The organism is Paenibacillus marchantiae (assembly GCF_028771845.1).
GTDB lineage: Bacteria > Bacillota > Bacilli > Paenibacillales > Paenibacillaceae > Paenibacillus > Paenibacillus marchantiae.
In genome coordinates, this window is sequence record NZ_CP118270.1 from 268,616 (window position 1) to 294,094 (window position 25,479).

The window sequence follows — 25,479 nt, forward strand, 5'->3', positions numbered from 1 at the left end:
GGAGTGTCTTCTATGCGCATTGATCTTCATACACACGGCAAATTATCCAAAAACTCTGATTTCTCGGTGGATTACTTCACCGAAATGGTCAACGAAGCCAAAGCCAGCGGGCTCGAAGCCCTTGCGCTTACCGAACATTTTAACACCCGCAACTTCTACGAGGTCTATGAGACGCTGGATCGTCTCTATCCATACAACGGGGAGTACTACGATGCAGATGGACTGCGCATTTTTCCCGGCATGGAAGTGGATATTCAGGAGACAGGACATATTTTGCTGGTGGGTCAAAAAGAACATATCCTTGCCGTCCGCAACGGCCTGGAGCAATATACAGCCAAAGGTTCATTCATTCCTTTTGCCGATCTGTTGGATATGGCCGAAGCATGGCCTTTGCTCAAAATTGGCGCACACCCTTTCCGCGAGTCCACCCCGCTGTATCAACTCGACCGTGATTTATTGGGACGTCTGGACGCTTTTGATCTGAACGCCAAGGATATGTATCAATACGGCATCGAGGCGTGCCGCGGTCAGGTTGAACCATTCGCCCAGTCCCTCGGTAAACCCGTCACTGCCGGAAGCGATACCCACCAGTGCCTGCAATACGGTAGTGTGTTCAATGTGCTGGATCGTCCATGTGCATCAGTTGCCGAGCTCAAAGAGCAAATTCTCGCTGGTACGTACAGCATCGAAATATCCAACGATCTTCCTCTCCGTGTCAAAGCTTCCGTTATGCTGAAGAAAGTGATGAAACGTCTTGCCAAGCTGGACGCTACCCGTTTGCAAAAAGTATAGGGAAAAGAAGACCACAACTTCTAAAGAATTCAAAATGAGCCCAAAGGATATACATCCTCCAGGCTCATTGCGGATTCACTTTTACCTAATTAAAAATCATGCACCGTCACACAAAGCTGAATCACGATTCCGAACGGATCACGGACGATTCCATACCCCGGACTAAACTCGTTTTGCTCATAAGGCACCAACACCCTAACCTGCTCATGTTGTACCAGCGAATTATACAGCTCCGTCATCGTACTTTTATCTTTCGATTGAATGCATAATGACGTGCTGTTTCCCTGCTGCCACGGTCGACCCGTATCCATTTCTTCCTCAGCAATCATCAATTTATTTACCCCGATCTGGAGTACCGAATGTGTTATATATTCATCCTGCCCTTCAGGATACTCAAACCCCGGATTCATTTCCTTCATCTCTTTATAATTTTTCTTGAACAACACATTAGCCCCCAGGTACTTCTCATAAAAAGCAATGGCTGCCGCAGCGTCTCCATTCATCGACAGAAACGGGATCACTTCAAAATTCATCTGTATTGCCTCCTTCGTGTGATTGGATTACACTGTTTACTATAACGACAAAAGGTGCCAATCCATGGCACCATTGAGAGGTTTTTTTATGAAAAAATCAGAACGCATGAACCAGATGCTGCGCTTTATCAATCAAAAACAACACTTCACCCTGCAAGATCTCATGCAGGAGTTTCAGATATCCAAGAGAACCGCATTACGAGACATCGCGTCATTGGAGGAAATTGGTGCTCCCATTTATGCCGAGTATGGACGTTATGGGGGATATCGTTTGCTTCAGCAAATGCAGCTGCCACCCATTTCATTTAATACAAGTGAGCTTCATGCCCTCTACTTTGCCATGCAGGCATTGCGCAGCTTTACCAACCTGCCCTTTCAGATCTCTTTTCGTTCCATTCACGAGAAGTTTCTAAGTGCCTTATCCGAAAACCAGAGACAGGATATTGAACAAATCCAGCATCGGGTCTCTTTTCGACACACCGAGCAAATCCGGGATAGTGAGCATTTGGAGTTTCTATTAATGGCCGCTGTACAGAATATAGTGATACAGATTACGTATCAACATATTCGCAGCAGTAGTAGTAACCCAGATACCAGCTCAAATCCCGATAAAACTAAGCCCAGCACACGCACCATTCAGCCAATCGCCCTCTATGCCATGAAAGGCTACTGGTATTGTCAGGCGTATGATCTCGATAAACAGGCGTACCGTGTGTTCCGATGTGACCGGATCACCTCATCCGAGGCGACAGATATCGAACCTATACCACATATTAATGAACTCAATCTACAGGATGCCCACTCGTTATGGAAACCATCAGAGAACGCTATCCCATTCAAATGTCTGATCAATGAAGCCGGGGTTGAGCTGTTCCTGCAAGAACAGTTTCCATCCATGCGGATCATTAACGAATCTGGAACTGATACTGAACAAACTGGATACGCCTATTTAGTCGGGTCGTATGAATTCCATGAGCTTGAGTTCATCATTCGCTATCTCGCAAACTTTGGCAAGTCCATCAAGATCATGGAGCCCGATACCTTAAAGGAATCCTTAAGACAGCACTATGTGGATTTACTCGACCATGTTTAACTACCGCCACCAATAACCACTTAATGTTTACGACTTCATCGCACATTGATATCACTCTTTTTCCGTCAAACTCTGGACTCTGATTTATCATGAACCGCTGGAGAGCTTTTTTTATTGCCTATCGCCAACTGAACTATGATTTGCAGCACGATGATTATAGCCAGACCATAGAACGCTTGGACAAAACTGCCCGTGGTATCATGGAGCCAACCGATCGCCAGTGGACCGAGAGCCCCCAGAATGTAACCGCCCGATTGAGTCATGGCTGACCAAGCGCTGGCTTCCTGAGCGTTATTCGTCTCATCAATGGGCAGCATCAGAGCGATTGGAAACAGTCCCCCGGCACCAATGCCGAGTGGTATTGCGGCAAGCCAAGGACTGACAGACAGGTTCAGCATTAAAACTCCGATCAACTCCATTAACGCACATCCAACAAGCCAGAATACACGTCTTTGGTAACGATGAACGAGCATTGGAATGAATAACGTAGACGGCAATGAAATTAACGTAAATAACGTTTGGATGCTTCCGGCAGTCTCTTTTGTATATCCTTGGCTCTGGATCGCAGGCGCAAGCCATGCAGTCAATGAATAGAAGATCGCTGCCATCAGTCCGAAGAACAACGTCAGCACCCATGCTCGACTATTTTTCACTGGAAGAGCTTCAACATTTACAGCTGGAATCTGCCCCGATTGTCGATCCTTTCGTGCTGACAAGGCTAATTTCATCCAGATCGGCAAAGCAATGACCGCGAGCAATGCCCACATCGCTAACGATCCCTTCCACGAACCCCCCAGGAGATTTTGAAGGGGAACCGATAATCCAACGCTAATGCTGGCCCCCACGACCATAGCTGTAGAGTAGATCCCCACCATGGCAGCAACTCGTGTAGGGAAGTACTGCTTGATAAAGCTGGACAACAACGGACCAGCCAATGCAATCCCTACACCGGATAGAAATGAAGTAAACATCATCAGAGGTGTTGCACCCACGAACGACCGCAATGCCGTACCTATTCCAATGAGGATTAAAGCCAAAACGATCGCGCCCTCATTTCCCCATCTCCTGCTCAGCTTTACGGAAAATGGAGCGAATATACCCATACATAATACGGGAAGCGTAGTTAACAGACTTGCAGTAATTCCGCTAATACCCAGATCACTTTGTATGGTACTCATTAGTGGAGAAATGGATGTAATGGGTGGTCGCAAATTCAATGAAGCCAGAATAAGCGCCAGGACGATATAAAATAGTTTCACTATGGCTCACCTCATGTATTCTTATATAGTTGCATTCACTATTGATCCAGGCTGTAGATCTTTTGTGGTGCAAGACTAGTATAGAAGTATTATAATGATTGAACAATACAATAGTTTCTATTAAAATGATTATAAAAACCAATGATTAGAGGGGATGCATATGGAAATACGTCAAATGGAGAACTTTATCGTCGTTTGTGAGGAACTCCATTTCACACGTGCTGCAGATAAAATCGGTATTTCTCAACCTACCTTGAGCCAACAGATTCGAGCGTTGGAGGATGAGTTAGGTGTTCCCTTGTTCGACCGGGTAGGCAAAAAGATTGTGATGACGCAGGCGGGAACGCTATTTTTAGAGCACTGTGTACAAATGGTTCGGCATTTACAGAATACCCAAGATGCATTAGCTGAATTCCGCAATGATCAGCGAGGCAAGCTGGTGATTGGAGTCCTACCGTCCGATTTGGACTACCGTCTTACTCCATTGCTCGTTAATTTTCATGCCCATTTTCCCAAGGTGAAATTAAAGGTTGTTTCTTCGATTTATGTATTGAATCAAGTGTTGGATAACGAAGTAGACATCGGCATTGAGCTTACTTCCATTTCAGATGACCGTCTTGTCCGCATTCCTTTGTGCAGCGAAGAATACGTACTCGTCGTTTCGGAAAACCACGCTTGGGCTGAACGAAATGAGATTGGAATTAAGGAACTGCGCGATATTCAGACCGTAATGTTCCCAGAAGGATTCACAGGCAGAGAACTGGTTGATGGCTATTGCCGGAAATATGGTTTCACCTTGAATACAATTATGGAGACAAGTTCGGCAACCTCCATTATTAGTCTGGTCAAAGCTAACGTTGGCGGTACGATACTGCCCTATCCACTGATCAAGGCAATGAATGAACCGACACTACGCATCATCCGAATCACGGACGATGCCCCTTACCGTCACTTTGAGATCATTCATCGGTCCGACCGTTACCTGACCCAATCTGCCAAAGCATTTATTGAGAAAACCATTGATTATTTTAATCAAGGATAAGTTCAGAGGGAGAGTGACTTGAATGCAAATAAAAGAGGTTAACTTGTTCACAGGTCAAATCGAGGCAATGAAGCAGTTTTACGGTACGTTATTGGAGTTGGAGCTACTGGAGGAGAGTACATCATCCGTATCGCTTCGCACAGGAAATTCGGTCCTTTCATTTCAGCAAACTCCTGCTCAGGAAAAGCCCTTCTATCATGTCGCATTTACGATTCCGACAAACCAACTTGCTGAAGCCAAGAAGTGGGCTCAAGATCGAAACATCTCTTTGCTTTCCAAGGACGATAAAGACGAGTTCTATTTTCCCTACTGGGACGCAACTGCTTTCTATTTCTATGACCCGAGTGGTAATTTGATGGAGTTCATCGCTCACCATTCGTTGGATAATGCAGTCGAAGAAACCTTTGATTCTAGGCAGCTGCTATGCATTAGCGAGATTGGCCTGCCTGTCGAAGATGTACCCGGTACCATAAGCAAAATGAATGGACAGTATCACCTTGAACCCTTTGCCGGAGACGGAAAGCAATTTGCCCCCATCGGTGACGCAGAAGGCATGTTTATTGTAATCGACAAAGAGATGCCCTGGTTCCCAGACGGGCGTATGCCCGGCGTTTTTGCCACTGAGGTGAAGGTTGCAACGGGGCAACCCGGTAGTCTACGTATACAGGATGGTCTGTATTCCATTGTTTCGATTTGATGTTAGAGTGTACTGAATGAAAAGCTCAAGAGGGACGTGCGGCTCAATACTTACCAAAACCATCCTCACAAGTGATATCCGCCTTAAGAATATCGTACAGATTTTGTTTGGAATTCTCTAATTTTTTCTGAGCATCTTCAATTTCTGTTATTTTCGCTTGGATAATGCTCGCTTGTTCATTACTTGAAAATCCCTGTTTAGAGATCATAGATTGGATCTCATGGATCGTAAAACCAACAGCTAAACATTGTTTAACTACATCCAGATGCTGAATAATGCTCTCGGCATATATCCGATAGTTATTTTGATCTCTCAGCATATGTTCATCCGTGATAATACCTATCTTCTCATAATAACGAATAGTGGATATCGGAAGGTTTACACTCTTGGCTACTTCACTAATTTTCATATGGATCGCCCTCGTTTCTTTTTCTTGCTATAAAGTATACTTCATAGTTTACAATCCTCATAGTGAGACGAATTGAGGTAATCCCATAACCCACTCTCACCAATATTAGATATGAGGAGAGATATCCATATGAATACAATTACCGGCCAATTCAACAAAACAAATGATTTTGATACCATAGTCTTGGAGCGCCATTCCGTTAAAGTCTATGACCCTGAAGTCAAAATCAGCCGCCAGGAGATGACCGAGATACTGGCGAAAGCTTCACGTGCCCCTTCGGCGATTAACATGCAACCGTGGCGTTTTCTTGTCATCGACAGTGCTGAAGGCAAAGAGAAGCTTGCACCACTAGCCTCTTTTAACCAGACACAGGCACTAACGTCCTCGGCTGTCATTGCCGTGTTTTACGATGCCAATAACGTTGAATACATGGAAGAGATTTTCAATAAATCAGTGGAACTTGGATACATGCCACAAGACATCATGGATATGCAAATGCAGCAGGTAAAACCTTATTATGCGAACATAAACGCATCCGAACTACGTGATATTAATCTCATTGACTCAGGTCTCATATCCATGCAACTCATGCTCGTTGCCCGTGCTCATGGCTATGATACCAACCCTATGGCCGGTTATGACAAAGGCAAGATCGCTGAAGCCTTCGGCTTGGATAAAGAGCGTTTCCAGCCCGTGATGTTGATCTCCATAGGTAAAGCAGCCAAAGATGGCTATCCTTCCTATCGTCTCCCGGTTGAAACGATTACGACTTGGGCGTAACCAACAATAAATTTCAACACGAACATGCCAATGGAGAACTCTATTTATGAGCATCATTTTTAAACTCATTTCAAATTATCCTGTTGCTCGTGGGTATTACCAGTTAGAAATTAATCGTGTAGAGAGTCATTACTTTCATTCGAAAAATAGATAAAATCTCTGTGCGGTCCTTATAACCAGAGTGCTTACCCTATGAACTTGGCTTCAGTCAAAGGATTTCACAAATGTGCCCTCTACTGATTTCGACATAGGAACTTTAACGTTAGATTCATAATGGAAAGGTTCATAACAAAAAGGGTCCTAATGACAACTGTCATCAGGACCCTTTTTAATTAAACTTAAATATTATAAGAATTTAACAATCCCTTACTCTACCGTTACGCTTTTCGCCAGGTTACGTGGTTTATCCACATCGTGACCCAGTGCCAGGGAAGCGTAGTATGCAAGCAATTGCAATGCTACAACGGACAGAGCCGGGCTAAGCAATGGCAGCGTCTTAGGAATTGCAAACGCTTGGTCAACGGATTTCAGCAATGATGCTACGTGCTCTTCGTACGTAATTGCCAGTACGTCTGCGCCACGTGCTTTCACTTCTTTGATGTTGCTCACGGTTTTCTCCAAAACGTTCTCCTGCGTTGCCAGAGCAATGACAGGGATACCGTCCTCGATCAATGCGAGCGTACCATGTTTCAACTCACCCGCAGCATACGCTTCGGAGTGAATATAAGAGATCTCTTTCAGTTTCAACGATCCTTCTTGTGCTACTGCATAATCCAGACCGCGGCCGATGAAGAAGAGATGTTCATGTTTGGAGATTTGCTCTGCATATCCTTTAATAGCTTCCGCTTGCTCCAGCATGGATTCAACTTGCTCAGGCAATGCTTGCATTGCTGCCAGCATGTGAGCAATCTCTTCTGCTGTTTGCGTGCCACGAACTTGTGCAAGGTACAGACCCAGCAGGTTGAACGCGATCAACTGCGAAGTATACGCTTTGGTAGAAGCTACTGCAATTTCCGGTCCTGCCAGTGTTGCAATCACATCGTCCGCATCACGTGCAATGGAGCTACCTACAACGTTAGTGATGGCGAGTACATGTGCACCATTTGACTGTGCTTCACGCAGTGCAGCAAGTGTATCAGCCGTTTCACCGGATTGGCTCACCACGATCACAAGTGTATCTTTGCTTACGATCGGGGAACGATAGCGGTATTCGGAAGCAACATCTGTTTCTACCGGAATACGTACCAGTTGCTCGATTACAGTACGTCCAACCAGACCTGCATGGTACGCTGTACCACATGCAATGATTTGAACGTTACGGATATTTTTGATTTGTTCTTCAGTCATTTTCAACTCAGGAAGTTGAACCTTTTTGCTTTCATTATCGATGCGACCCAGCATTGTATCACGATATGCTTTTGGTTGCTCATGAATTTCTTTCAGCATGAAGTGCTCGAATCCGCCTTTTTCTGCAGTTACAGCATCCCAATCGACACGAATCATTTTCCGAGAAATAAAGTTACCTTCAATCGTCATCAATTCGACAGCATCATGTGTCAATACAGCCATTTCACCATCATTCAGAATGTACACGTTACGTGTATGTTCCAGAATTGCCGGGATGTCGGAACCAATGAAGTTCTCGCCTTCACCAATACCAATAATCAATGGGCTTGCTTGACGCACAGCTACGAGTTTCTCAGGCTCATGCTCTGTCAATACACCCAGTGCGAATGCGCCACGCAACAGCGTGATCACTTTTTGCACTGTTTTAACGATATCACCATTGTATTCACGTGCGATCAGGTGAGAAATAACCTCAGTATCTGTCTCGGAAGTGAACGTGTGACCTTGAGCCATCAATTCGTCCTTCAGATCCAGGTAGTTCTCAATAATACCGTTATGCACAACAGAGAACTTCTGGCTTCCATCCGTGTGTGGATGAGAGTTCTCATCCGATGGTTTACCATGAGTTGCCCAACGTGTGTGTCCGATTCCGGCATTACCTACCAGTGGTGCACCATCCAGCTTAGCTTCAAGATTCGCAAGACGACCAAGAGCTTTCGTGATTTGCAGACCTTCTGGTGTGAATACCGCGATACCTGCAGAATCATAACCACGATACTCGAGTTTCTTCAATCCTTCGACCAATACCGATTGAGTGTTCTTATTACCAATATATCCAACAATACCGCACATAGTTTATTTCCTCCGATTGTATATGAATACTGTGTCACGAAGAGAAACAGGCTGGCACGGCATATCGAAAAAATGAAAATGATTGCCTAACGTATCATGAAAACTTTCAATTATTCAATTATCAATGATCAGAGCTGCCTCTTGCCGCTCCGCAGTCATAAGCTGTTATTAGATGCAATCATGAATGTACATCATTTTCCCGTCCGCGCACTGTTCACGCTCTTCGCGCACATTCATTTGAATTTTAGTTGAATCTTGCACCTACCGGCGCGTTGTGTGGACAGTCACCCATCCATTTTCCGCAATCCGGTTCACGGCTCTGGTGCATCACCGGGAGGTCCCCGCCGAACAATCCGAACACCTCCACCTCGTCAGCTTGATTGCCGTCGATCTTGCTCAGTAGCATCTTCATTATTTCAAGATTCATACCGATCAAAATCCTTCCCGCGCATCTTCAAGCTCTGGCGCTTGTGTAACTAGTACCTTACGATCCTCACTTTCTGTGTCTGAATGACGACTCCACTCATTATATGCACGTCAGGTTCATTTTGCAATGGAGCAAAGTACCTGTGACAATTTCGGCATATTTACCCACAATCCCGACCGGTTAAACAGACCCATGGTCTCACTAGGCCGGGACGTAGGAATATGGGTTTGTATGGCATAAACCCTGTTAGATTAAACCTTATGAGACAGTGATTCCCTTGATACAACCGTGTTTGGAAGGCCTATAGATCAGGTCCTATACCAGTTCTTTTTGCACAACATCTGCAATTTGAGATACGAATTGTTCAAGTTCATCCTTATCTGGTCCTTCCGCCATAACGCGGATCAAGGATTCAGTCCCGGACGCACGAACGAGTACACGTCCATTATCACCCAGATGCTGCTCGACTGTAGCAATAGCTTGCTCAATCGCCGAATTGCCCTCGTATTTGCTCTTATCTTCAACGCGAACGTTCACCAATACTTGTGGATACTGGGTCATCAGCGCCTTAAGTTCACTCAGTTTTTTACCGGAAGCTTTCATCGTGTCCACGAGCTGAATCGCTGTCAGCATGCCGTCGCCTGTTGTATTGTAATCCAGGAAAATAACATGACCGGACTGCTCTCCACCCAGGTTATAACCCCCACGGCGCATTTCTTCCATCACATAACGGTCACCCACGGCAGTCTTTGCTGTTTTCAGTGCCAGTTTCTCCGTTGCTTTGTAGAATCCGATGTTACTCATTACGGTAGATACCACGGTACTGTCTTTCAGCTTGCCTGCACGATTCATCGCATCACCACAGATGCACAGAATGAAGTCACCATCAACCTCAGCGCCTGTCTCATCAATAGCAATCAGTCGATCCGCATCCCCGTCAAAAGCAAGGCCCAGATCCGCATTATGTTTCAGCACCTCTTGTTTCAAATGCTCCGGGTGAGTTGATCCGCATTGCTCATTGATATTCAGGCCGTTAGGCTCAGCACCAATGGCAATGACTTCTGCACCAAGTTCTCTGAATAATTTGGGTGCCAGCTCATAAGCTGCTCCATTAGCACAGTCCAGAACAATTTTGAGTCCTGAGAACGATTCATTTACCGTTGTTTTCAGGTAGTCCAAATAGCGATAACGGGATTCTTCATCCACTATTACGGTTCCCAAACCACCACCCACAGGGCGCGGCAATTGATCCGTTTCTGCATCCATCAATTCTTCGATCCGGTTCTCCGTCTCATCCGACAGTTTGAAGCCATCTCCCCCAAAAAATTTGATTCCGTTATCCTCAACTGGATTGTGGGAAGCCGAGATCATTACCCCTGCATCAGCTTTCAGCAGACGAGCAATATACGCCACTCCAGGAGTGGATACAACGCCCAGACGAATTACATCGGCGCCAATGGACAGCAAACCTGCAACCAGTGCGGATTCCAGCATAAGCCCCGAGATTCGGGTATCCATACCGATAACCACTTTTGGTCTTTCTACACCACCTGCAAGCACATAACCACCACAACGTCCGATGCTGTAAGCCAGCTCCGCCGTTAACTCTTTATTGGCAACACCTCTTACGCCGTCTGTACCAAAATATTTCCCCATGATCTAACTCCTTCTATTCGCATCATATAAGAGCATAAACGTTATTTTTAAAATTCTGTACTAAACATTTTCTTTTACGGATTGGAGCCACTATTACTGCTACCACTGTTATTGGAGTTACCTCGACTGGTATTCCCCTGCTGGCTCTGCTCCTGATTGTCCGTATTCGATTCTGTTTCTTCTTCTCCAGGAGCAGTTTCGGTATCCCCATTCTCGACTTCGGCTGGTGAAGGATCAGGCCCCACCGTCCCTTCATCATTCGGATCTTCGCCAGGAGCAACCGTCGTATCATCAGACTTTTCGCTAATTTTGACGGTAGCGCTCAGATCAACTGATGATTCATCCAGTTTGGCAAACCGAGGCAAGTCAGCCTCAAGCTTTATTTCATGCGTACCTACCGCAAGTCCAGCAAGATCCGCAGTCAACTTGATATCATCGCTACTTAGACCTTCAAGCATCGTTGAAGAACCTCTAAGCGTAATATTTAAGCCGCCACTTTTGGGAGTAACCAGTGTCCCTTCCAGCCCGTTTCCCGCGCCAGTAAGCGTAATGGGCACGTCCGGAAAGACTTTGGTCGTCTCCTGAAGCTCATCATAAGGCGATACCGTCACCTTAAGCTGAATCGAACTAGGCTCGATTTTCTCAAAACCGGGCGGCGGCGTCAAGTCCACGTTAACTGTCGACGTCCCTGCCTCATCGAACTGAGTAAGATCAAGGGTTACTTGGTCGTAGGACTGTATACCCGCAAGCGCATCCTCTGTTCCGTAAACCGAGACTTCTTTCACGCTTGGCTCAACCGTGGAGAGCACCATTCCCTCAGGCAACTGTCCCGAATATTTGATTCTTAAGGGCACAGTTGTATAGGGCTGACTGACAGGAATACGGACTTCTACGGTATCTGGTGTAACAATCGCATTTTCAATGACCTTGCCTTCCGCATCATATGCCTGAAGCTTCACTTTTTTCTGTGTCACGTCATCCTTCGCATCTTTCACGCTCACGCTGCCCTGAACCTTCGCTACGGCGTCAAGCTGCCCTTCTGGCAGAGTTACCTTAACTGGACCTGAAGGTTCAACAACGGGCGTTCCAGCGTTATATCCGGCGGATGGTTCTCCTTCGGGTACAATATTCACATCAAAGGATTTGGTGCCCAATTTTTCCACGTTGACCGTAACCATAGAAGGCTCCATGCTGACTACCTCAACCCCGGAAGGCAGATCGGGTACTAACGGTAACGTATTGGACCCATCTTTCACCTGACTAAGATCCACTAGCACTTTATAATCATCATTTGTAAAAATCGAAGTTAACATCGAACGCTGCCCTTTAATCTCCAGACGGACCTCATCCGTACTTAATGAAGTAAGTACATAGGAGTTGCTGTCGAGTCCATAAGGCTGAACAGGCACAGTGCGCTCCACAACCTTATTCGTTGTCCCGGTCGAGATTGTTGGCGTAGTTGGTACTTCATCCAGATGTATCATGAACCAGAGCAACAAGCTCACCGCTAAAGCGAGAATCTTGGCAAAATTGTTGTTATTGAACCATTTATCCATTTTTACGTCCCCCCTTCCGTTTCCAGAAGGTAGTCCAACCATTCTTTTTAGTCAGATTGGATGTTGGACGCAGTTCTTCGTACAGTTTGGCAATCAGCGATTCTTCCTTAATATCACGAACAACCTGTCCATTCATCGCAAGCGACACTTGTCCTGTCTCCTCCGAAACAACCAAACAGATCGCATCCGCAACCTCGGTAATCCCGATTGCTGCACGGTGACGCGTTCCTAGCTCTTTGCTAATAAATGGATTCTCGGACAAAGGCAAATAACAGGCTGCCGCCGAAATCTGTTTGCCCTGTATAATGACGGCTCCATCATGGAGCGGTGTATTCGGAATAAAAATGTTAATCATCAGCTCTGAGCTGACCAGAGATTGCATCTGGATACCGGACTCTGTGTAATCGTTCAGACCCGTTTCCCGTTCGAATACAACCAGTGCACCAATTTTACGTCGTGACAAATAATTCACGGACTTAATAATCTCACCAATTAACACCGTTAATTCTTCATCACTTGCTGCTGCCGAGCGTCCAAACAGTTTGCCTCGACCCAATTGCTCCAGACCGCGGCGAAGTTCCGGTTGGAAGATAATAAAGACTGCAACGACACCAAACGTAAACATCTGGTTCATTAGCCATTTGAGTGTATAGAGGTTTAGCCACGTACTTAGTGCCCAGATCACTACAAGGAACAGAATACCTTTAAGCAGTTGAACCGCACGGGTACCCCGCACAAGTAAAATCAATTTGTACATAATATAGGTAACGATCAATATATCGATAACGTCCTTAATGGACTCTTTCCACGTTAAGTCAGCAAAATAGTTCATAAGCCAGCCCCCGCTATCCCCATTGATGAGTAAACCCTGCTCTCATATTAACCCATTAGGATTTAATTAATCCTTTTCTCGCATTTGCATAATCCATTCAAGCTCACTCTCAGGTACAAAAGTTGGCTAGGAAGGAGCACTCTGATCCAACCAACGTATAGACGAATAGAATCATTTCGATCTATATTTTGCTGATTGGAATACGCTCTTTGGATTTATGCAAAAAGCTTATCTATATGTAGTAGTATGTTCTCTTTAGTATCTAGGTTATAACGTTAACGTTCAGGTTGCAAGTTACGGGAGTCACAAACTGCGCAGAAACAACACAAATCCCATAAATTACAAAGTCATTAGATAAAAAAAGAGTACCCCAGCAATCTGGAGGTACCCTGCTTGGTATATACCATTGAAGAATCTACCCTGATTTAGCGGTAAGCCACTTCATTTACCATATTGGTTATTTTGTACCAGAACCAGTCCAGCGCCTGATCAATACTTTTCACCTGACCGGAAATATGTGCCGTTGAAGCCTGATACAACTGTCCGTCGATGACCGTCAGATTGCCATTTACATCACCGTATACCTGAGCAGTTCCATTCTCTATCGTAAGATCGCCAGCAATGGACTTGCCCTCCGGAACAATAACCGTGTTTCCTTCAATCACGATCTGGTCCAGATTATTTCCCTTAACGACCATTTCGTTATTCTGATTCCAGAAATTCCAGGCGCTAAAGAGCATCACGACCAAAAAGAAGGCTGCCGCCGTCAGCGCGGGATGTCCTTTGACCCATTTGAGCCATATTTGCTGTCTCTTGGGCTGGGGCAGAGCATTCATAATTCGATTGGTCAGCTCATCCGAGGCAGACGGTGAATAGTGTTTCATGGCAAAGAGTAGCATTTCCGTCTGTTCCAACTCTTTAAAGCGCATGCGACAATCCGGACAGGTCACAAGGTGACTTTTCAGTTCAACCTTCTGGGCCGGGGACAACGACTCATCCAAACATTCATGCATTAAAGAGACGGCCGAGTTGCAATCCATATGAGAGCCAATCCTTTCTTAGATCACTTAGTCCTTGCATCGCCAAAAGCACGCATAAGACTTGCATACATTACATACGTATCCGTTTCGGATATGTTTCAAATAAATTCGCCCAAATAAAAGACGTTTTACATTTACAACTTATACTCCAGTTTTTTACGCAAAAAATCACGCCCACGATGAACACGAGTCTTAATCGTTGTTACGGGCATACCTGTCACATCACTGATTTCCTGTAGCGACAAGTCCTGTAAATATCTCAAAATCATGACTGATTTATACTTGGCCGGCAAACTGTCAATCGCTTCACGGATTAGTGTCTGTGTTTCAGACAAAAGTGCTTCACTTTCTGGTGTACGATCATCGCTTGGAAGCATCGCATAACCATCAGACCCTTCCTGATCATTCAGTTCTGCATCCAATGAATAAGAAGGTTTCTTCCGCCGTAAGCGGTCAATACACAGATTGGTTGCAATCCGGTATATCCAGGTTGAGAACTTCTGGTTCGGATCATACTTCTCCATATTGCGAAACACACGCAAAAACGTCTCCTGTACAACGTCTTCGGCTTCATGACGATTGTTCAGCATCCGGTATGCCAGATGAAACAGCTTGTCCTTGTATAATTCAACGATTTCTGCAAAGGCCCGCTGGTCACCCTTCAGTACCAGCTTAACAAGCCTGTTCTCCAAATTGTCCACCCTTATTCCCCCAGACATGCTGATGGGTCTTCCGCCTTCTGATACCCGTCCACACTTGTAATTCACCAATCAAATCGTAAATCAACTTTGGTCAAAAATCAAGACTGTGCCGGAAAATATCCGCCAAAAACAGTAAAAACGGGAACTCCCGAAGGAGTCCCGTTTCATCTCTCACTCAAGCTGAGGAAAGAATTAAGCTTTTACTATCTATACGGCTGGAAAATTCACTTCATATATTTTAAGCAGATTAACGATCAACCCGTATTCCGAAGTCCTGCTGCAATGCCGTTAATCGTAAGCAACACTTCACGCAGTAACTCTGTGTCATCCTCGCCACGCTCACGCATATCTCTGAGCTCACTCAGTAGTTGGACCTGCATGTAGGACAAAGGATCGACATACGGATTACGAAGTCGGATCGACTCTTGAATCACCGGTACATCATCCAGAATTTCAGCTTCTCCGGTAATTTTCAGAATCAGCTCTTTGGTGAGCTTGAATTCCGATTCAATCTGACCATAGATGCGATCACGTGCTTCCTCATTGGAAGTCATAGCCGAGTATTCCTTCGCAATGACTAGATCCGCTTTGGCAACAGCCATCTGCACCGTATCAATTAGTGTACGGAAGAATGGGAAGTTTTCATACATTTCTTTCAGGACAACCAGATTTTCTTCTTTATCCTGATAGTAACTTTGAAGTCCCGTTCCTGCCGCATACCATGCGGGAAGCAGATAACGACTTTGGGTCCAGGCAAATACCCAAGGGATCGCTCTAAGATCCTCGAACTTGTCGCTGTTTTTCCTTTTGGATGGACGTGAACCAATATTCAGTTCCCCAACCTCAGGTAGCGGTGTCGATTCCTTGAAGAAAGTAAAGAAGTCTGGATCACGGAAAATGAGATCCTGGTATTTCGTCAGAGATACTTCGGAAATATCTTTGATGATGCTGTCCCACTGACGCTCTGATTCCGACTCTTGCGGCTCCAGACCGTTTAGTGCAGCTGTAATCAAAGCCGATGTAGCCTGCTCAAGACTGCGGTATGCAATGCCCTGAAGGGAATAACGGGAAGAGATAACCTCACCCTGCTCTGTAATCTTGATTCCTCCACCAATGGTGTGTGGTGGTTGAGCAAGAATACTGCGGTTGAGAGGCATGCCTCCACGTCCGAGCGCCCCACCTCTACCATGGAAGAACTTCAGCTTAACGCCGTGTTTATTACCAACAGCAGTGATAGCATTCATCGCCACGCGCAACTCCCAGTTGGCTGTAACCACTCCGCCATCCTTGTTGCTGTCCGAGTAACCCAACATGATTTCATGCAGTTCATTCCGTCCACTCACACTTGCGCGATATACCGGAAGGTTGAACAGCTTCTCCATAATTTCCGAAGCGGCATGAAGATCATCAATCGTTTCAAACAATGGAACCGCTTGAAGCGTAGATACCACTTCACCGTTATGTTCTTTGCGGAACAAACCTACTTCTTTAGCAAATACCATAACCTCAAGCAGGTCACTTGCCCCTTGGGTCATACTAATCAGATAGCTTGTGATACAACCGGCCCCAAACTCGCTCTGAGCACGCTTGATCGTACGGAATACGTCCAGACACTCTTTGGTCCCCTCTGTGTATTGGTGATAAGGGGAAGTCAACGGACGAGGATCATCCAGCAAACGAGCCAGTAAATCGATTTTGCCATCTTCCGTCAAACGAGCATAATCTTCTACGATGTTCATCTTGGCCAAAATCTCTGACATCGCATTTTCATGCTCTTTGCTGTGCTGACGCACATCCAATGCAGCTGTATGGAAACCGAACAACTCCACTTGACGAATCATTTTGCGAATGGTCGTATCCGCTACATAGTCTGCAAAGTGATGACGAAGGCTGCGATCGATAATCATCAGATCATCCATCAGTCCTTGAGCGCTGTCATAGCGATCAGGCTGTCCTACTTTGTTCTCATCCAGGACATTGTTCAGCTTGGCAATCATATATGCCAATTTAATACGATATGGCTCTTTTTCATTCCGCCACATATCCACTTTTTTCAATGTTACACAACTACGGTCTTGCTCAATCGACTGTACCAGCTCATCCGATACGTGGATGATGTTCGTACTGAAGCTGAGATGTCCCATAAGTTCAATCATAATCCGTTGATACTCACGTAAAGCGAGCTTACGCTGCATCAACAGTGTCTGCCATGTTACATCTGAAGTTACCGAAGGATTTCCATCCCGGTCTCCACCGATCCAGGAACCGAACCGCAAATACGTCGGCACATGCCAGTCATGGTCAGGATAAAATTTATTCAGGCAGCGTTCAAGCTCCTGGTATACATCCGGAAGTACATGGAACAACGTTTCATGAAAGTAATACATTCCGTTCCGTACTTCATCAAGCACAGTCGGTTTACGGTCACGAAGCTCATCAGTCTGCCATAGTGTAATGACTTCGTTCAGCAGCTTCTCCCGCAACTGTTCACGTTCACGCAACGTCAGCGTAGGATTATCAAGTGACATGACATCTTCGGATATCCGTTTGTGGATGTCCAGTATAACCCTACGCATGGCTTCGGTTGGATGAGCTGTCATCACCAATTCCAGCGATAACTCGTCTAGAATATCCTCTACTTCCGTGTGAGACAGTCCGCGTTCCTTCAGATCTTGTACTGCTTTTTCAATCGATCCTGGCTGCACAGCGTCCCCTGCAGAACGTTCATAATCCCGTTTACGCCGGATCCGATGGTTTTGTTCAGCAATGTTAACTAATTGAAAATAAATCGCAAAAGCTCGAATCACCTGATGGCGATTTTCCGAGTCTAATTCCTGGATCATCGTTTTGAACTCTGCATAAAGTTCTGGCAAGAACTCTGCACGCAACGATTTGCTCGTTTCCCGAATCTTCTCAACGATATCTAGAAGCTCCGTGCCTCCTTGATGGACAAGAACTTCTCCGAGTATATTGCCCAGGAACCGCACGTCTCGCCGAAGCAGGTTGTTGGATTGGCTTTTGCTGGCGGTTACCATAGTTTCAGTCATGCTTATCCTCCCATCTGATCGTTCCATTCGTACACGTAAATTTGACACCTTCATAACATCATACAATAAAATGGTACGAAAATCTTTATTTTTCTACTAGTAAAAATGGGGATTTACCCTGATTTACAGCACAAAAACACGCTTTATTATTCATTTTCTTGTTCTGCTTCGATTAATGGTCAAATGCTGTCGCATGATACCTTTTTCACGTACTTTTCATTACTCGAATAACTCATACCTATTCTAAATTTTTCATAAATATACAGTTAGACTGGGAATGTTTGTTGTACCTGAATCGATTCGTATCTGCATGATTTCCATTGTTACAAACCAGACGAAACATAAAGAAACATGACCGGCAAAGCAAGCTTTTGTATACTTTATCACAGTGACGCAATAAATTAAAGAGTGTATTTATAATTTTTTGATTCTTTTAGCAGAATTTAATGAAGGAGTTCGGAGGTATTTTTTCACTTATCAAACGAATATAGAGGAGATTGGTATTATAATGAGATGTTGTTTCTATAAATAAAAGAAAAGTCCCTGTATATACAGAGACTTTCCAATGAAACATGAAGCGGGTGATGGGAATCGAACCCACGCTATTAGCTTGGAAGGCTAAAGTTCTACCATTGAACTACACCCGCAAATAAAAATCGGGATGACACGATTTGAACATGCGACCCCCTGGTCCCAAACCAGGTGCTCTACCAAGCTGAGCTACATCCCGATACTTATGAAAATAATGGCGCGCCCTGAGAGATTCGAACTCCCGGCCTTTTGATTCGTAGTCAAACGCTCTATCCAGCTGAGCTAAGGGCGCATATAAAACTTTAAAAAGATTGGAGCGGACGATGGGAATCGAACCCACGACCCTCGCCTTGGCAAGGCGATGCTCTACCGCTGAGCCACGTCCGCAAAACCTATGCGCGTGGAGGGACTTGAACCCCCACGTCGTGAAACGCTAGATCCTAAGTCTAGTGCGTCTGCCAATTCCGCCACACGCGCATGTGAAAAGTGAGTCATGAAGGGCTCGAACCTTCGACACCCTGATTAAAAGTCAGGTGCTCTACCAACTGAGCTAATGACTCAAACTAAAAACTAAAATGGCTGGGGATATAGGATTTGAACCTATGCATGACGGAGTCAAAGTCCGTTGCCTTACCGCTTGGCTAATCCCCATTAAGTTAAGTGGTGGAGGCTGAGGGGATCGAACCCCCGACCCTCTGCTTGTAAGGCAGATGCTCTCCCAGCTGAGCTAAGCCTCCATCCTATGACCCGTAGGGGATTCGAACCCCTGTTACCTCCGTGAAAGGGAGGTGTCTTAACCCCTTGACCAACGGGCCCCATTTCCAAAGCTCTCAACCGGGATCGAACCGGTGACCTCATCCTTACCATGGATGCACTCTACCTACTGAGCTATGAGAGCAAATGGCTCCCCGAACAGGGCTCGAACCTGTGACAACTCGATTAACAGTCGAGTGCTCTACCAACTGAGCTATCAGGGAATAATATGCATTTGCAGTGCAAATGCAATTCATCATACAACGTTAACATGCAGAGCCTGTTTTCTATGTAGGATGAAAGAGTTCGCTTGGCGGCGTCCTACTCTCCCAGGACCCTGCGGTCCAAGTACCATCGGCGCTAGAGGGCTTAACGGTCGTGTTCGGGATGGGTACGTGTGGAACCCCTCCGCCATCGCCACCAAACGCGATTTGTCGAAGCATTGCTTCTTGAAATCATTGTAGAACTGAAAATCATACACACATTCTGTGATGTACCAATTTTCATTTCAGAGATTATTCTCTGAAAACTAGATCCGAAACGAAATGTGCGATTTATAACGTGCATATTGGATAAGCCCTCGACCGATTAGTACTGGTCAGCTCCATGCATTGCTGCACTTCCACCCCCAGCCTATCTACCTCGTCGTCTTCAAGGGGTCTTACATACTGGGAAATCTCATCTTGAGGGGGGCTTCACGCTTAGATGCTTTCAGCGCTTATCCCTTCCGTACATAGCTACCCAGCGGTGCTCCTGGCGGAACAACTGGTACACCAGCGGTACGTCCATCCCGGTCCTCTCGTACTAAGGACAGCTCCTCTCAAATTTCCTACGCCCACGACAGATAGGGACCGAACTGTCTCACGACGTTCTGAACCCAGCTCGCGTACCGCTTTAATGGGCGAACAGCCCAACCCTTGGGACCTACTTCAGCCCCAGGATGCGATGAGCCGACATCGAGGTGCCAAACCTCCCCGTCGATGTGGACTCTTGGGGGAGATAAGCCTGTTATCCCCAGGGTAGCTTTTATCCGTTGAGCGATGGCCCTTCCATGCGGTACCACCGGATCACTAAGCCCGACTTTCGTCCCTGCTCGACTTGTAGGTCTCGCAGTCAAGCTCCCTTATGCCTTTGCACTCTTCGAATGATTTCCAACCATTCTGAGGGAACCTTTGGGCGCCTCCGTTACTCTTTAGGAGGCGACCGCCCCAGTCAAACTGCCCACCTGACACTGTCCCCGCACCGGATTACGGTACCAGGTTAGAACCTAGATACGATCAGGGTGGTATCCCAACGGTGCCTCCACACAAGCTGGCGCTCATGCTTCAAAGGCTCCCACCTATCCTGTACAGATCGTACCCAAATTCAATATCAAGCTGCAGTAAAGCTCCATGGGGTCTTTCCGTCTTGTCGCGGGTAACCTGCATCTTCACAGGTATTAAAATTTCACCGGATCTCTCGTTGAGACAGCGCCCAAGTCGTTACGCCATTCGTGCGGGTCAGAATTTACCTGACAAGGAATTTCGCTACCTTAGGACCGTTATAGTTACGGCCGCCGTTTACTGGGGCTTCGGTTCACAGCTTCGGATTGCTCCTAACCGCTCCCCTTAACCTTCCAGCACCGGGCAGGCGTCAGCCCGTATACTTCGCCTTACGGCTTCGCACAGACCTGTGTTTTTGCTAAACAGTCGCTTGGGCCTTTTCACTGCGGCCCCCTCGTGCTATTCACACTACCGGGGCACCCCTTCTCCCGAAGTTACGGGGTCATTTTGCCGAGTTCCTTAACGAGAGTTCTTCCGCGCGCCTTAGAATTCTCTTCTCGCCTACCTGTGTCGGTTTGCGGTACGGGCACCATCACCTGGCTAGAGGCTTTTCTTGGCAGTGTGAGATCATGACCTTCGCTACTATAATTTTCGCTCCCCATCACAGCCCAGCCTTAATGATGTGCGGATTTGCCTACACATCAGCCTCACTGCTTAGACGGACATCCATCAGTCCGCGTCACTACCCTGCTGCGTCCCCCCATTGCTCATAACGGCTTACGGTGGTACAGGAATTTCGACCTGTTGTCCTTCGACTACGCCTTTCGGCCTCGCCTTAGGTCCCGACTTACCCTGAGCGGACGAGCCTTCCTCAGGAACCCTTAGGCTTTCGGCGGATCAGATTCTCACTGATCTTTTCGTTACTCATACCGGCATTCTCACTTGTATAATGTCCAGCGCTCCTTACGGTACACCTTCAACCCTTATACAACGCTCCCCTACCCCTGATGCAAAGCATCAAGCCATAGCTTCGGTGGTGTGTTTAGCCCCGTTACATTTTCGGCGCAGAGTCACTCGACCAGTGAGCTATTACGCACTCTTTCAATGGTGGCTGCTTCTAAGCCAACATCCTGGTTGTCTGTGCAACTCCACATCCTTTCCCACTTAACACACACTTGGGGACCTTAGCTGATGGTCTGGGCTGTTTCCCTTTTGACAATGGATCTTAGCACTCACTGTCTGACTCCCGGAAGTAAGTCTATGGCATTCGGAGTTTGACTGAGCTTGGTAACCCTTGCGGGCCCCGCACCCAATCAGTGCTCTACCTCCACGACTCTGTTTTCCGAGGCTAGCCCTAAAGCTATTTCGGGGAGAACCAGCTATCTCCGAGTTCGATTGGAATTTCTCCGCTACCCCCACCTCATCCCCGCATTTTTCAACATGCGTGGGTTCGGGCCTCCAGTGCGTGTTACCGCACCTTCACCCTGGACAGGGGTAGATCACCCGGTTTCGGGTCTACGTCCACGTACTATGTCGCCCTATTCAGACTCGCTTTCGCTGCGGCTCCGGCTCTTCACCTTAACCTTGCACGGGAACGTAACTCGCCGGTTCATTCTACAAAAGGCACGCCATCACCCCTAAAACGGGCTCTGACTTTTTGTAAGCACACGGTTTCAGGTTCTATTTCACTCCCCTTCCGGGGTGCTTTTCACCTTTCCCTCACGGTACTGCTTCACTATCGGTCGCTAGGAAGTATTTAGCCTTGGCAGATGGTCCTGCCGGATTCATACGGGGTTTCACGTGCCCCGCACTACTCGGGATACATCTCGGAGGGAACCAACTTTCAAGTACAGGGCTTTTACCTTCTTTGGCGGGCCTTTCCAGACCTCTTCATTTAACCGGTTCCTTTGTAACTCCATGTGAGATGTCCCACAACCCCAAAGAGCAAGCTCTCTGGTTTGGGCTTCTCCGCGTTCGCTCGCCGCTACTGACGGAATCACTATTGTTTTCTCTTCCTCAAGGTACTTAGATGTTTCAGTTCCCTTGGTATGCCTCTACACAACCTATGTATTCAGTTATGAGTAACTGGAAATTACCCCAGCTGGGTTTCCCCATTCGGACACCCCCGGATCAAAGCTTGCTTACAGCTCCCCGAGGCAGTTTCGTTGTTCGCCACGTCCTTCATCGGCTCCTAGCGCCTAGGCATCCTCCGTGTGCTCTTAGTAGCTTAACCATATCGCTCGTGTTCGAGCTGTCTCTTCCCTTGTTTTGCTTACGCAAAGCCAAAAGTCGTTCCATTTCGATCACTCGCTCATGCAATCTACCTTATAAACACTTCACTTGTTTACACAAGATCAGCTTAAAGGAATGTTCTAATTCGCAATTTTCGTTTCGATATCTAGTTTTCAAAGAACAAGCTTGTAAAATCTTATTGGTGGAGCCAAGCGGGATCGAACCGCTGACCTCCTGCTTGCAAGGCAGGCGCTCTCCCAGCTGAGCTATGGCCCCATATTAGATTTTAAGGTATATATGGTGGGCCCTGGTGGACTCGAACCACCGGCCTCACCCTTATCAGAGGTGCGCTCTAACCAACTGAGCTAAGGGCCCACATTATATATGATATTGAAACCCGTAATGGGTTTACGCTTGGCGGCGTTCTACTCTCCCAGGACCCTGCGGTCCAAGTACCATCGACGCTGAAGGGCTTAACGGTCGTGTTCGGGATGGGAACGTGTGGAACCCCTTCGCTATCGCCACCAAACGTTTGAGAGTTTGAGCTCTCAAAACTGAGCAACGAGTGAGTAACTAGCCGACCTGGCTAGATTTTGTATTTGAATGTTTCCACTCGGGAAACGATTCTCCATAGAAAGGAGGTGATCCAGCCGCACCTTCCGATACGGCTACCTTGTTACGACTTCACCCCAATCATCTATCCCACCTTCGGCGGCTGGCTCCTTGCGGTTACCCCACCGACTTCGGGTGTTATAAACTCTCGTGGTGTGACGGGCGGTGTGTACAAGACCCGGGAACGTATTCACCGCGGCATGCTGATCCGCGATTACTAGCAATTCCGACTTCATGCAGGCGAGTTGCAGCCTGCAATCCGAACTGAGACCGGCTTTGTTGGGATTGGCTCCATCTCGCGATTTCGCAGCCCGTTGTACCGGCCATTGTAGTACGTGTGTAGCCCAGGTCATAAGGGGCATGATGATTTGACGTCATCCCCACCTTCCTCCGGTTTGTCACCGGCAGTCTATCTAGAGTGCCCACCCGAAGTGCTGGCAACTAAATATAAGGGTTGCGCTCGTTGCGGGACTTAACCCAACATCTCACGACACGAGCTGACGACAACCATGCACCACCTGTCTTGAATGTTCCGAAGAAAAGGTACATCTCTGCACCGGTCATTCAGATGTCAAGACCTGGTAAGGTTCTTCGCGTTGCTTCGAATTAAACCACATACTCCACTGCTTGTGCGGGTCCCCGTCAATTCCTTTGAGTTTCAGTCTTGCGACCGTACTCCCCAGGCGGAGTGCTTAATGTGTTAACTTCGGCACCAAGGGTATCGAAACCCCTAACACCTAGCACTCATCGTTTACGGCGTGGACTACCAGGGTATCTAATCCTGTTTGCTCCCCACGCTTTCGCGCCTCAGCGTCAGTTACAGCCCAGAGAGTCGCCTTCGCCACTGGTGTTCCTCCACATATCTACGCATTTCACCGCTACACGTGGAATTCCACTCTCCTCTTCTGCACTCAAGTCACCCAGTTTCCAGTGCGATCCGGGGTTGAGCCCCGGGATTAAACACCAGACTTAAATGACCGCCTGCGCGCGCTTTACGCCCAATAATTCCGGACAACGCTTGCCCCCTACGTATTACCGCGGCTGCTGGCACGTAGTTAGCCGGGGCTTTCTTCTCAGGTACCGTCACCTTGAGAGCAGTTACTCTCCCAAGCGTTCTTCCCTGGCAACAGAGCTTTACGATCCGAAAACCTTCATCACTCACGCGGCATTGCTCCGTCAGGCTTTCGCCCATTGCGGAAGATTCCCTACTGCTGCCTCCCGTAGGAGTCTGGGCCGTGTCTCAGTCCCAGTGTGGCCGATCACCCTCTCAGGTCGGCTACGCATCGTCGCCTTGGTGAGCCGTTACCCCACCAACTAGCTAATGCGCCGCAGGCCCATCCCCAAGTGACAGATTGCTCCGTCTTTCCAGTTCTCTTCAGGAGAAGAAAACAACTATTCGGTATTAGCTACCGTTTCCGGTAGTTGTCCCAAACTTGAGGGCAGGTTGCCTACGTGTTACTCACCCGTCCGCCGCTAACTATCAGAGAAGCAAGCTTCTCTTCAAGTCCGCTCGACTTGCATGTATTAGGCATGCCGCCAGCGTTCGTCCTGAGCCAGGATCAAACTCTCCAATAAAGATGAATTTCAGCAGCGTGGTTAGACGCTATGAAAATCATCGGTGGTATTGAAAAGAGCGATAAGCTCATTTTGAAACTGACGAGATTAAAAATCTCATTGTTTTGCTTTGAAATCATACAGTCCGAAGACGTGTACCAATTTCTCAGCGTCGATCTTGCAAGCAAGATCGTTACTCACTCGTTGTTCAGTTTTCAAAGATCAAACATTCAATTTGTTTCTGTTTTCTTTGTCACCGTATTTTCAGCGGCGACTTTTATAATATATCATGTTTAAGTTTACTTTGCAAGCACTTTTTTTCGATTTATTTTCAATCGCTTTATTCCAGTGCTTGTTTCGGTTAACTTTTCCTTAAAAAAGGAACGAAAATTAATTTATCATATTGAACAAAAAAGGTCAACCCTTTTTCGACAAAATGTTTCATATCCCTTTTCAAAGCCGCCTATTCTAC

At 46.8% G+C, this 25,479-nt stretch carries 16 protein-coding genes, 13 tRNA genes and 4 rRNA genes; 5 read left to right on the forward strand and 28 right to left on the reverse strand.

Annotated elements, in window-relative coordinates; genetic code table 11:
- The first annotated feature begins 12 nt into the window (after positions 1 to 12).
- Entirely contained in the window at positions 13 to 792 is a 780-nt protein-coding gene (locus PTQ21_RS01330) for a PHP domain-containing protein (RefSeq protein ID WP_111620603.1), read from the forward strand.
- An 89-nt stretch (positions 793 to 881) separates the two neighbouring features.
- Here PTQ21_RS01330 and PTQ21_RS01335 read toward each other — a convergent pair whose 3' ends face one another.
- Positions 882 to 1,325, reverse strand: coding sequence for a VOC family protein (locus tag PTQ21_RS01335; protein ID WP_063567055.1), 444 nt, complete (start codon positions 1,323 to 1,325; stop codon positions 882 to 884).
- An 88-nt stretch (positions 1,326 to 1,413) separates the two neighbouring features.
- On the opposite strand from PTQ21_RS01335, the gene PTQ21_RS01340 reads away from it, so the two are divergent.
- The gene (locus PTQ21_RS01340; protein ID WP_274568585.1) at positions 1,414 to 2,418 is read left to right on the forward strand and encodes a helix-turn-helix transcriptional regulator; all 1,005 of its coding nucleotides are present in this window, start codon (positions 1,414 to 1,416) and stop codon (positions 2,416 to 2,418) included.
- 65 nt (positions 2,419 to 2,483) lie between these two features.
- Here the strand turns inward: PTQ21_RS01340 and PTQ21_RS01345 are convergent, their stop codons facing one another.
- Positions 2,484 to 3,677, reverse strand: a complete 1,194-nt coding sequence (locus tag PTQ21_RS01345; protein WP_274568586.1) for an MFS transporter — start codon at positions 3,675 to 3,677, stop codon at positions 2,484 to 2,486.
- Between the two features lie 160 nt (positions 3,678 to 3,837).
- Between PTQ21_RS01345 and PTQ21_RS01350 the strand changes: the two genes are divergently transcribed.
- Entirely contained in the window at positions 3,838 to 4,719 is an 882-nt protein-coding gene (locus PTQ21_RS01350) for a LysR family transcriptional regulator (RefSeq protein ID WP_090954850.1), read from the forward strand.
- 22 nt (positions 4,720 to 4,741) lie between these two features.
- Positions 4,742 to 5,416 carry a VOC family protein gene (locus PTQ21_RS01355; protein WP_274568587.1) on the forward strand — a complete coding sequence of 225 codons (675 nt, stop codon included), beginning with the start codon at positions 4,742 to 4,744 and terminating at the stop codon, positions 5,414 to 5,416.
- Between the two features lie 43 nt (positions 5,417 to 5,459).
- Here the strand turns inward: PTQ21_RS01355 and PTQ21_RS01360 are convergent, their stop codons facing one another.
- A complete protein-coding gene (locus tag PTQ21_RS01360; protein WP_063567050.1) occupies positions 5,460 to 5,825 on the reverse strand; it encodes a MerR family transcriptional regulator in 366 nt (121 codons plus the stop codon).
- A 129-nt stretch (positions 5,826 to 5,954) separates the two neighbouring features.
- On the opposite strand from PTQ21_RS01360, the gene PTQ21_RS01365 reads away from it, so the two are divergent.
- Positions 5,955 to 6,605 carry a nitroreductase family protein gene (locus PTQ21_RS01365; protein WP_090811292.1) on the forward strand — a complete coding sequence of 217 codons (651 nt, stop codon included), beginning with the start codon at positions 5,955 to 5,957 and terminating at the stop codon, positions 6,603 to 6,605.
- A 366-nt stretch (positions 6,606 to 6,971) separates the two neighbouring features.
- Here PTQ21_RS01365 and glmS read toward each other — a convergent pair whose 3' ends face one another.
- From glmS to PTQ21_RS01490, 25 genes are all read right to left on the reverse strand, one after another.
- Positions 6,972 to 8,804, reverse strand: a complete 1,833-nt coding sequence (glmS, locus tag PTQ21_RS01370) for a glutamine--fructose-6-phosphate transaminase (isomerizing) (RefSeq protein ID WP_274568588.1) — start codon at positions 8,802 to 8,804, stop codon at positions 6,972 to 6,974.
- Between the two features lie 244 nt (positions 8,805 to 9,048).
- Positions 9,049 to 9,216 (reverse strand): hypothetical protein, encoded by a 168-nt coding sequence (locus tag PTQ21_RS01375; RefSeq protein ID WP_170867960.1) that lies wholly within the window; start codon positions 9,214 to 9,216, stop codon positions 9,049 to 9,051.
- 330 nt (positions 9,217 to 9,546) lie between these two features.
- Positions 9,547 to 10,887, reverse strand: coding sequence for a phosphoglucosamine mutase (gene glmM / locus PTQ21_RS01380; protein WP_064640679.1), 1,341 nt, complete (start codon positions 10,885 to 10,887; stop codon positions 9,547 to 9,549).
- Between the two features lie 74 nt (positions 10,888 to 10,961).
- Positions 10,962 to 12,443 carry a CdaR family protein gene (locus tag PTQ21_RS01385; protein WP_274568589.1) on the reverse strand — a complete coding sequence of 494 codons (1,482 nt, stop codon included), beginning with the start codon at positions 12,441 to 12,443 and terminating at the stop codon, positions 10,962 to 10,964.
- Positions 12,436 to 13,275 (reverse strand): diadenylate cyclase CdaA, encoded by an 840-nt coding sequence (gene cdaA / locus PTQ21_RS01390; RefSeq protein ID WP_063567044.1) that lies wholly within the window; start codon positions 13,273 to 13,275, stop codon positions 12,436 to 12,438. The genes PTQ21_RS01385 and cdaA overlap by 8 nt, the downstream gene beginning before the upstream one ends.
- A gap of 425 nt (positions 13,276 to 13,700) precedes the next feature.
- A complete protein-coding gene (locus tag PTQ21_RS01395) occupies positions 13,701 to 14,315 on the reverse strand; it encodes a zf-HC2 domain-containing protein (RefSeq protein WP_063567043.1) in 615 nt (204 codons plus the stop codon).
- Positions 14,316 to 14,449: 134 nt separating this feature from the next.
- Positions 14,450 to 15,016 carry an RNA polymerase sigma factor SigW gene (gene sigW / locus PTQ21_RS01400; RefSeq protein WP_017692117.1) on the reverse strand — a complete coding sequence of 189 codons (567 nt, stop codon included), beginning with the start codon at positions 15,014 to 15,016 and terminating at the stop codon, positions 14,450 to 14,452.
- A gap of 254 nt (positions 15,017 to 15,270) precedes the next feature.
- On the reverse strand, positions 15,271 to 18,063 hold the full coding sequence (gene ppc, locus PTQ21_RS01405) for a phosphoenolpyruvate carboxylase (protein WP_064640681.1): 2,793 nt from the start codon (positions 18,061 to 18,063) through the stop codon (positions 15,271 to 15,273).
- Positions 18,064 to 18,639: 576 nt separating this feature from the next.
- Positions 18,640 to 18,710: transfer RNA gene (locus PTQ21_RS01410), tRNA-Gly, on the reverse strand.
- Positions 18,711 to 18,719: 9 nt separating this feature from the next.
- Positions 18,720 to 18,793 (reverse strand) — tRNA-Pro (locus PTQ21_RS01415).
- 16 nt (positions 18,794 to 18,809) lie between these two features.
- Positions 18,810 to 18,886 (reverse strand) — tRNA-Arg (locus PTQ21_RS01420).
- A gap of 20 nt (positions 18,887 to 18,906) precedes the next feature.
- Positions 18,907 to 18,981, reverse strand: a tRNA-Gly gene (locus tag PTQ21_RS01425).
- A gap of 8 nt (positions 18,982 to 18,989) precedes the next feature.
- Positions 18,990 to 19,071: transfer RNA gene (locus PTQ21_RS01430), tRNA-Leu, on the reverse strand.
- A gap of 10 nt (positions 19,072 to 19,081) precedes the next feature.
- Positions 19,082 to 19,154 (reverse strand) — tRNA-Lys (locus PTQ21_RS01435).
- 16 nt (positions 19,155 to 19,170) lie between these two features.
- Positions 19,171 to 19,245 (reverse strand) — tRNA-Gln (locus PTQ21_RS01440).
- A 10-nt stretch (positions 19,246 to 19,255) separates the two neighbouring features.
- Positions 19,256 to 19,331: transfer RNA gene (locus PTQ21_RS01445), tRNA-Val, on the reverse strand.
- 6 nt (positions 19,332 to 19,337) lie between these two features.
- Positions 19,338 to 19,409 (reverse strand) — tRNA-Glu (locus PTQ21_RS01450).
- 10 nt (positions 19,410 to 19,419) lie between these two features.
- A tRNA-Thr gene (locus PTQ21_RS01455) sits at positions 19,420 to 19,492 on the reverse strand.
- A 3-nt stretch (positions 19,493 to 19,495) separates the two neighbouring features.
- Positions 19,496 to 19,571: transfer RNA gene (locus PTQ21_RS01460), tRNA-Asn, on the reverse strand.
- Between the two features lie 84 nt (positions 19,572 to 19,655).
- Positions 19,656 to 19,772, reverse strand: a 5S ribosomal RNA gene (gene rrf / locus PTQ21_RS01465).
- A gap of 143 nt (positions 19,773 to 19,915) precedes the next feature.
- Positions 19,916 to 22,842, reverse strand: a 23S ribosomal RNA gene (locus PTQ21_RS01470).
- Between the two features lie 199 nt (positions 22,843 to 23,041).
- Positions 23,042 to 23,117, reverse strand: a tRNA-Ala gene (locus PTQ21_RS01475).
- Between the two features lie 22 nt (positions 23,118 to 23,139).
- A tRNA-Ile gene (locus PTQ21_RS01480) sits at positions 23,140 to 23,216 on the reverse strand.
- Between the two features lie 37 nt (positions 23,217 to 23,253).
- A 5S ribosomal RNA gene (gene rrf / locus PTQ21_RS01485) occupies positions 23,254 to 23,370 on the reverse strand.
- A 105-nt stretch (positions 23,371 to 23,475) separates the two neighbouring features.
- Positions 23,476 to 25,028: ribosomal RNA gene (locus tag PTQ21_RS01490) — 16S ribosomal RNA — on the reverse strand.
- The 16S, 23S and 5S rRNA genes sit together here with 13 tRNA genes alongside, the layout of an rRNA operon.
- Between the last annotated feature and the right edge of the window lie 451 nt (positions 25,029 to 25,479).

Excerpts from the sequence above, each read along its gene's own strand:
- cdaA (WP_063567044.1), bottom strand. The coding sequence starts at position 13,275 with ATGAACTATTTTGCTGACTTAACGTGGAAAGAGTCCATTAAGGACGTT.
- glmM (WP_064640679.1), bottom strand. The coding sequence starts at position 10,887 with ATGGGGAAATATTTTGGTACAGACGGCGTAAGAGGTGTTGCCAATAAA.
- PTQ21_RS01340 (WP_274568585.1), top strand. The coding sequence starts at position 1,414 with ATGAAAAAATCAGAACGCATGAACCAGATGCTGCGCTTTATCAATCAA.
- PTQ21_RS01375 (WP_170867960.1), bottom strand. The coding sequence starts at position 9,216 with ATGAAGATGCTACTGAGCAAGATCGACGGCAATCAAGCTGACGAGGTG.
- PTQ21_RS01335 (WP_063567055.1), bottom strand. The coding sequence starts at position 1,325 with ATGAATTTTGAAGTGATCCCGTTTCTGTCGATGAATGGAGACGCTGCG.
- PTQ21_RS01360 (WP_063567050.1), bottom strand. The coding sequence starts at position 5,825 with ATGAAAATTAGTGAAGTAGCCAAGAGTGTAAACCTTCCGATATCCACT.
- glmS (WP_274568588.1), bottom strand. The coding sequence starts at position 8,804 with ATGTGCGGTATTGTTGGATATATTGGTAATAAGAACACTCAATCGGTA.
- PTQ21_RS01395 (WP_063567043.1), bottom strand. The coding sequence starts at position 14,315 with ATGGATTGCAACTCGGCCGTCTCTTTAATGCATGAATGTTTGGATGAG.
- PTQ21_RS01350 (WP_090954850.1), top strand. The coding sequence starts at position 3,838 with ATGGAAATACGTCAAATGGAGAACTTTATCGTCGTTTGTGAGGAACTC.
- PTQ21_RS01365 (WP_090811292.1), top strand. The coding sequence starts at position 5,955 with ATGAATACAATTACCGGCCAATTCAACAAAACAAATGATTTTGATACC.
- PTQ21_RS01355 (WP_274568587.1), top strand. The coding sequence starts at position 4,742 with ATGCAAATAAAAGAGGTTAACTTGTTCACAGGTCAAATCGAGGCAATG.
- ppc (WP_064640681.1), bottom strand. The coding sequence starts at position 18,063 with ATGACTGAAACTATGGTAACCGCCAGCAAAAGCCAATCCAACAACCTG.
- PTQ21_RS01330 (WP_111620603.1), top strand. The coding sequence starts at position 13 with ATGCGCATTGATCTTCATACACACGGCAAATTATCCAAAAACTCTGAT.
- PTQ21_RS01385 (WP_274568589.1), bottom strand. The coding sequence starts at position 12,443 with ATGGATAAATGGTTCAATAACAACAATTTTGCCAAGATTCTCGCTTTA.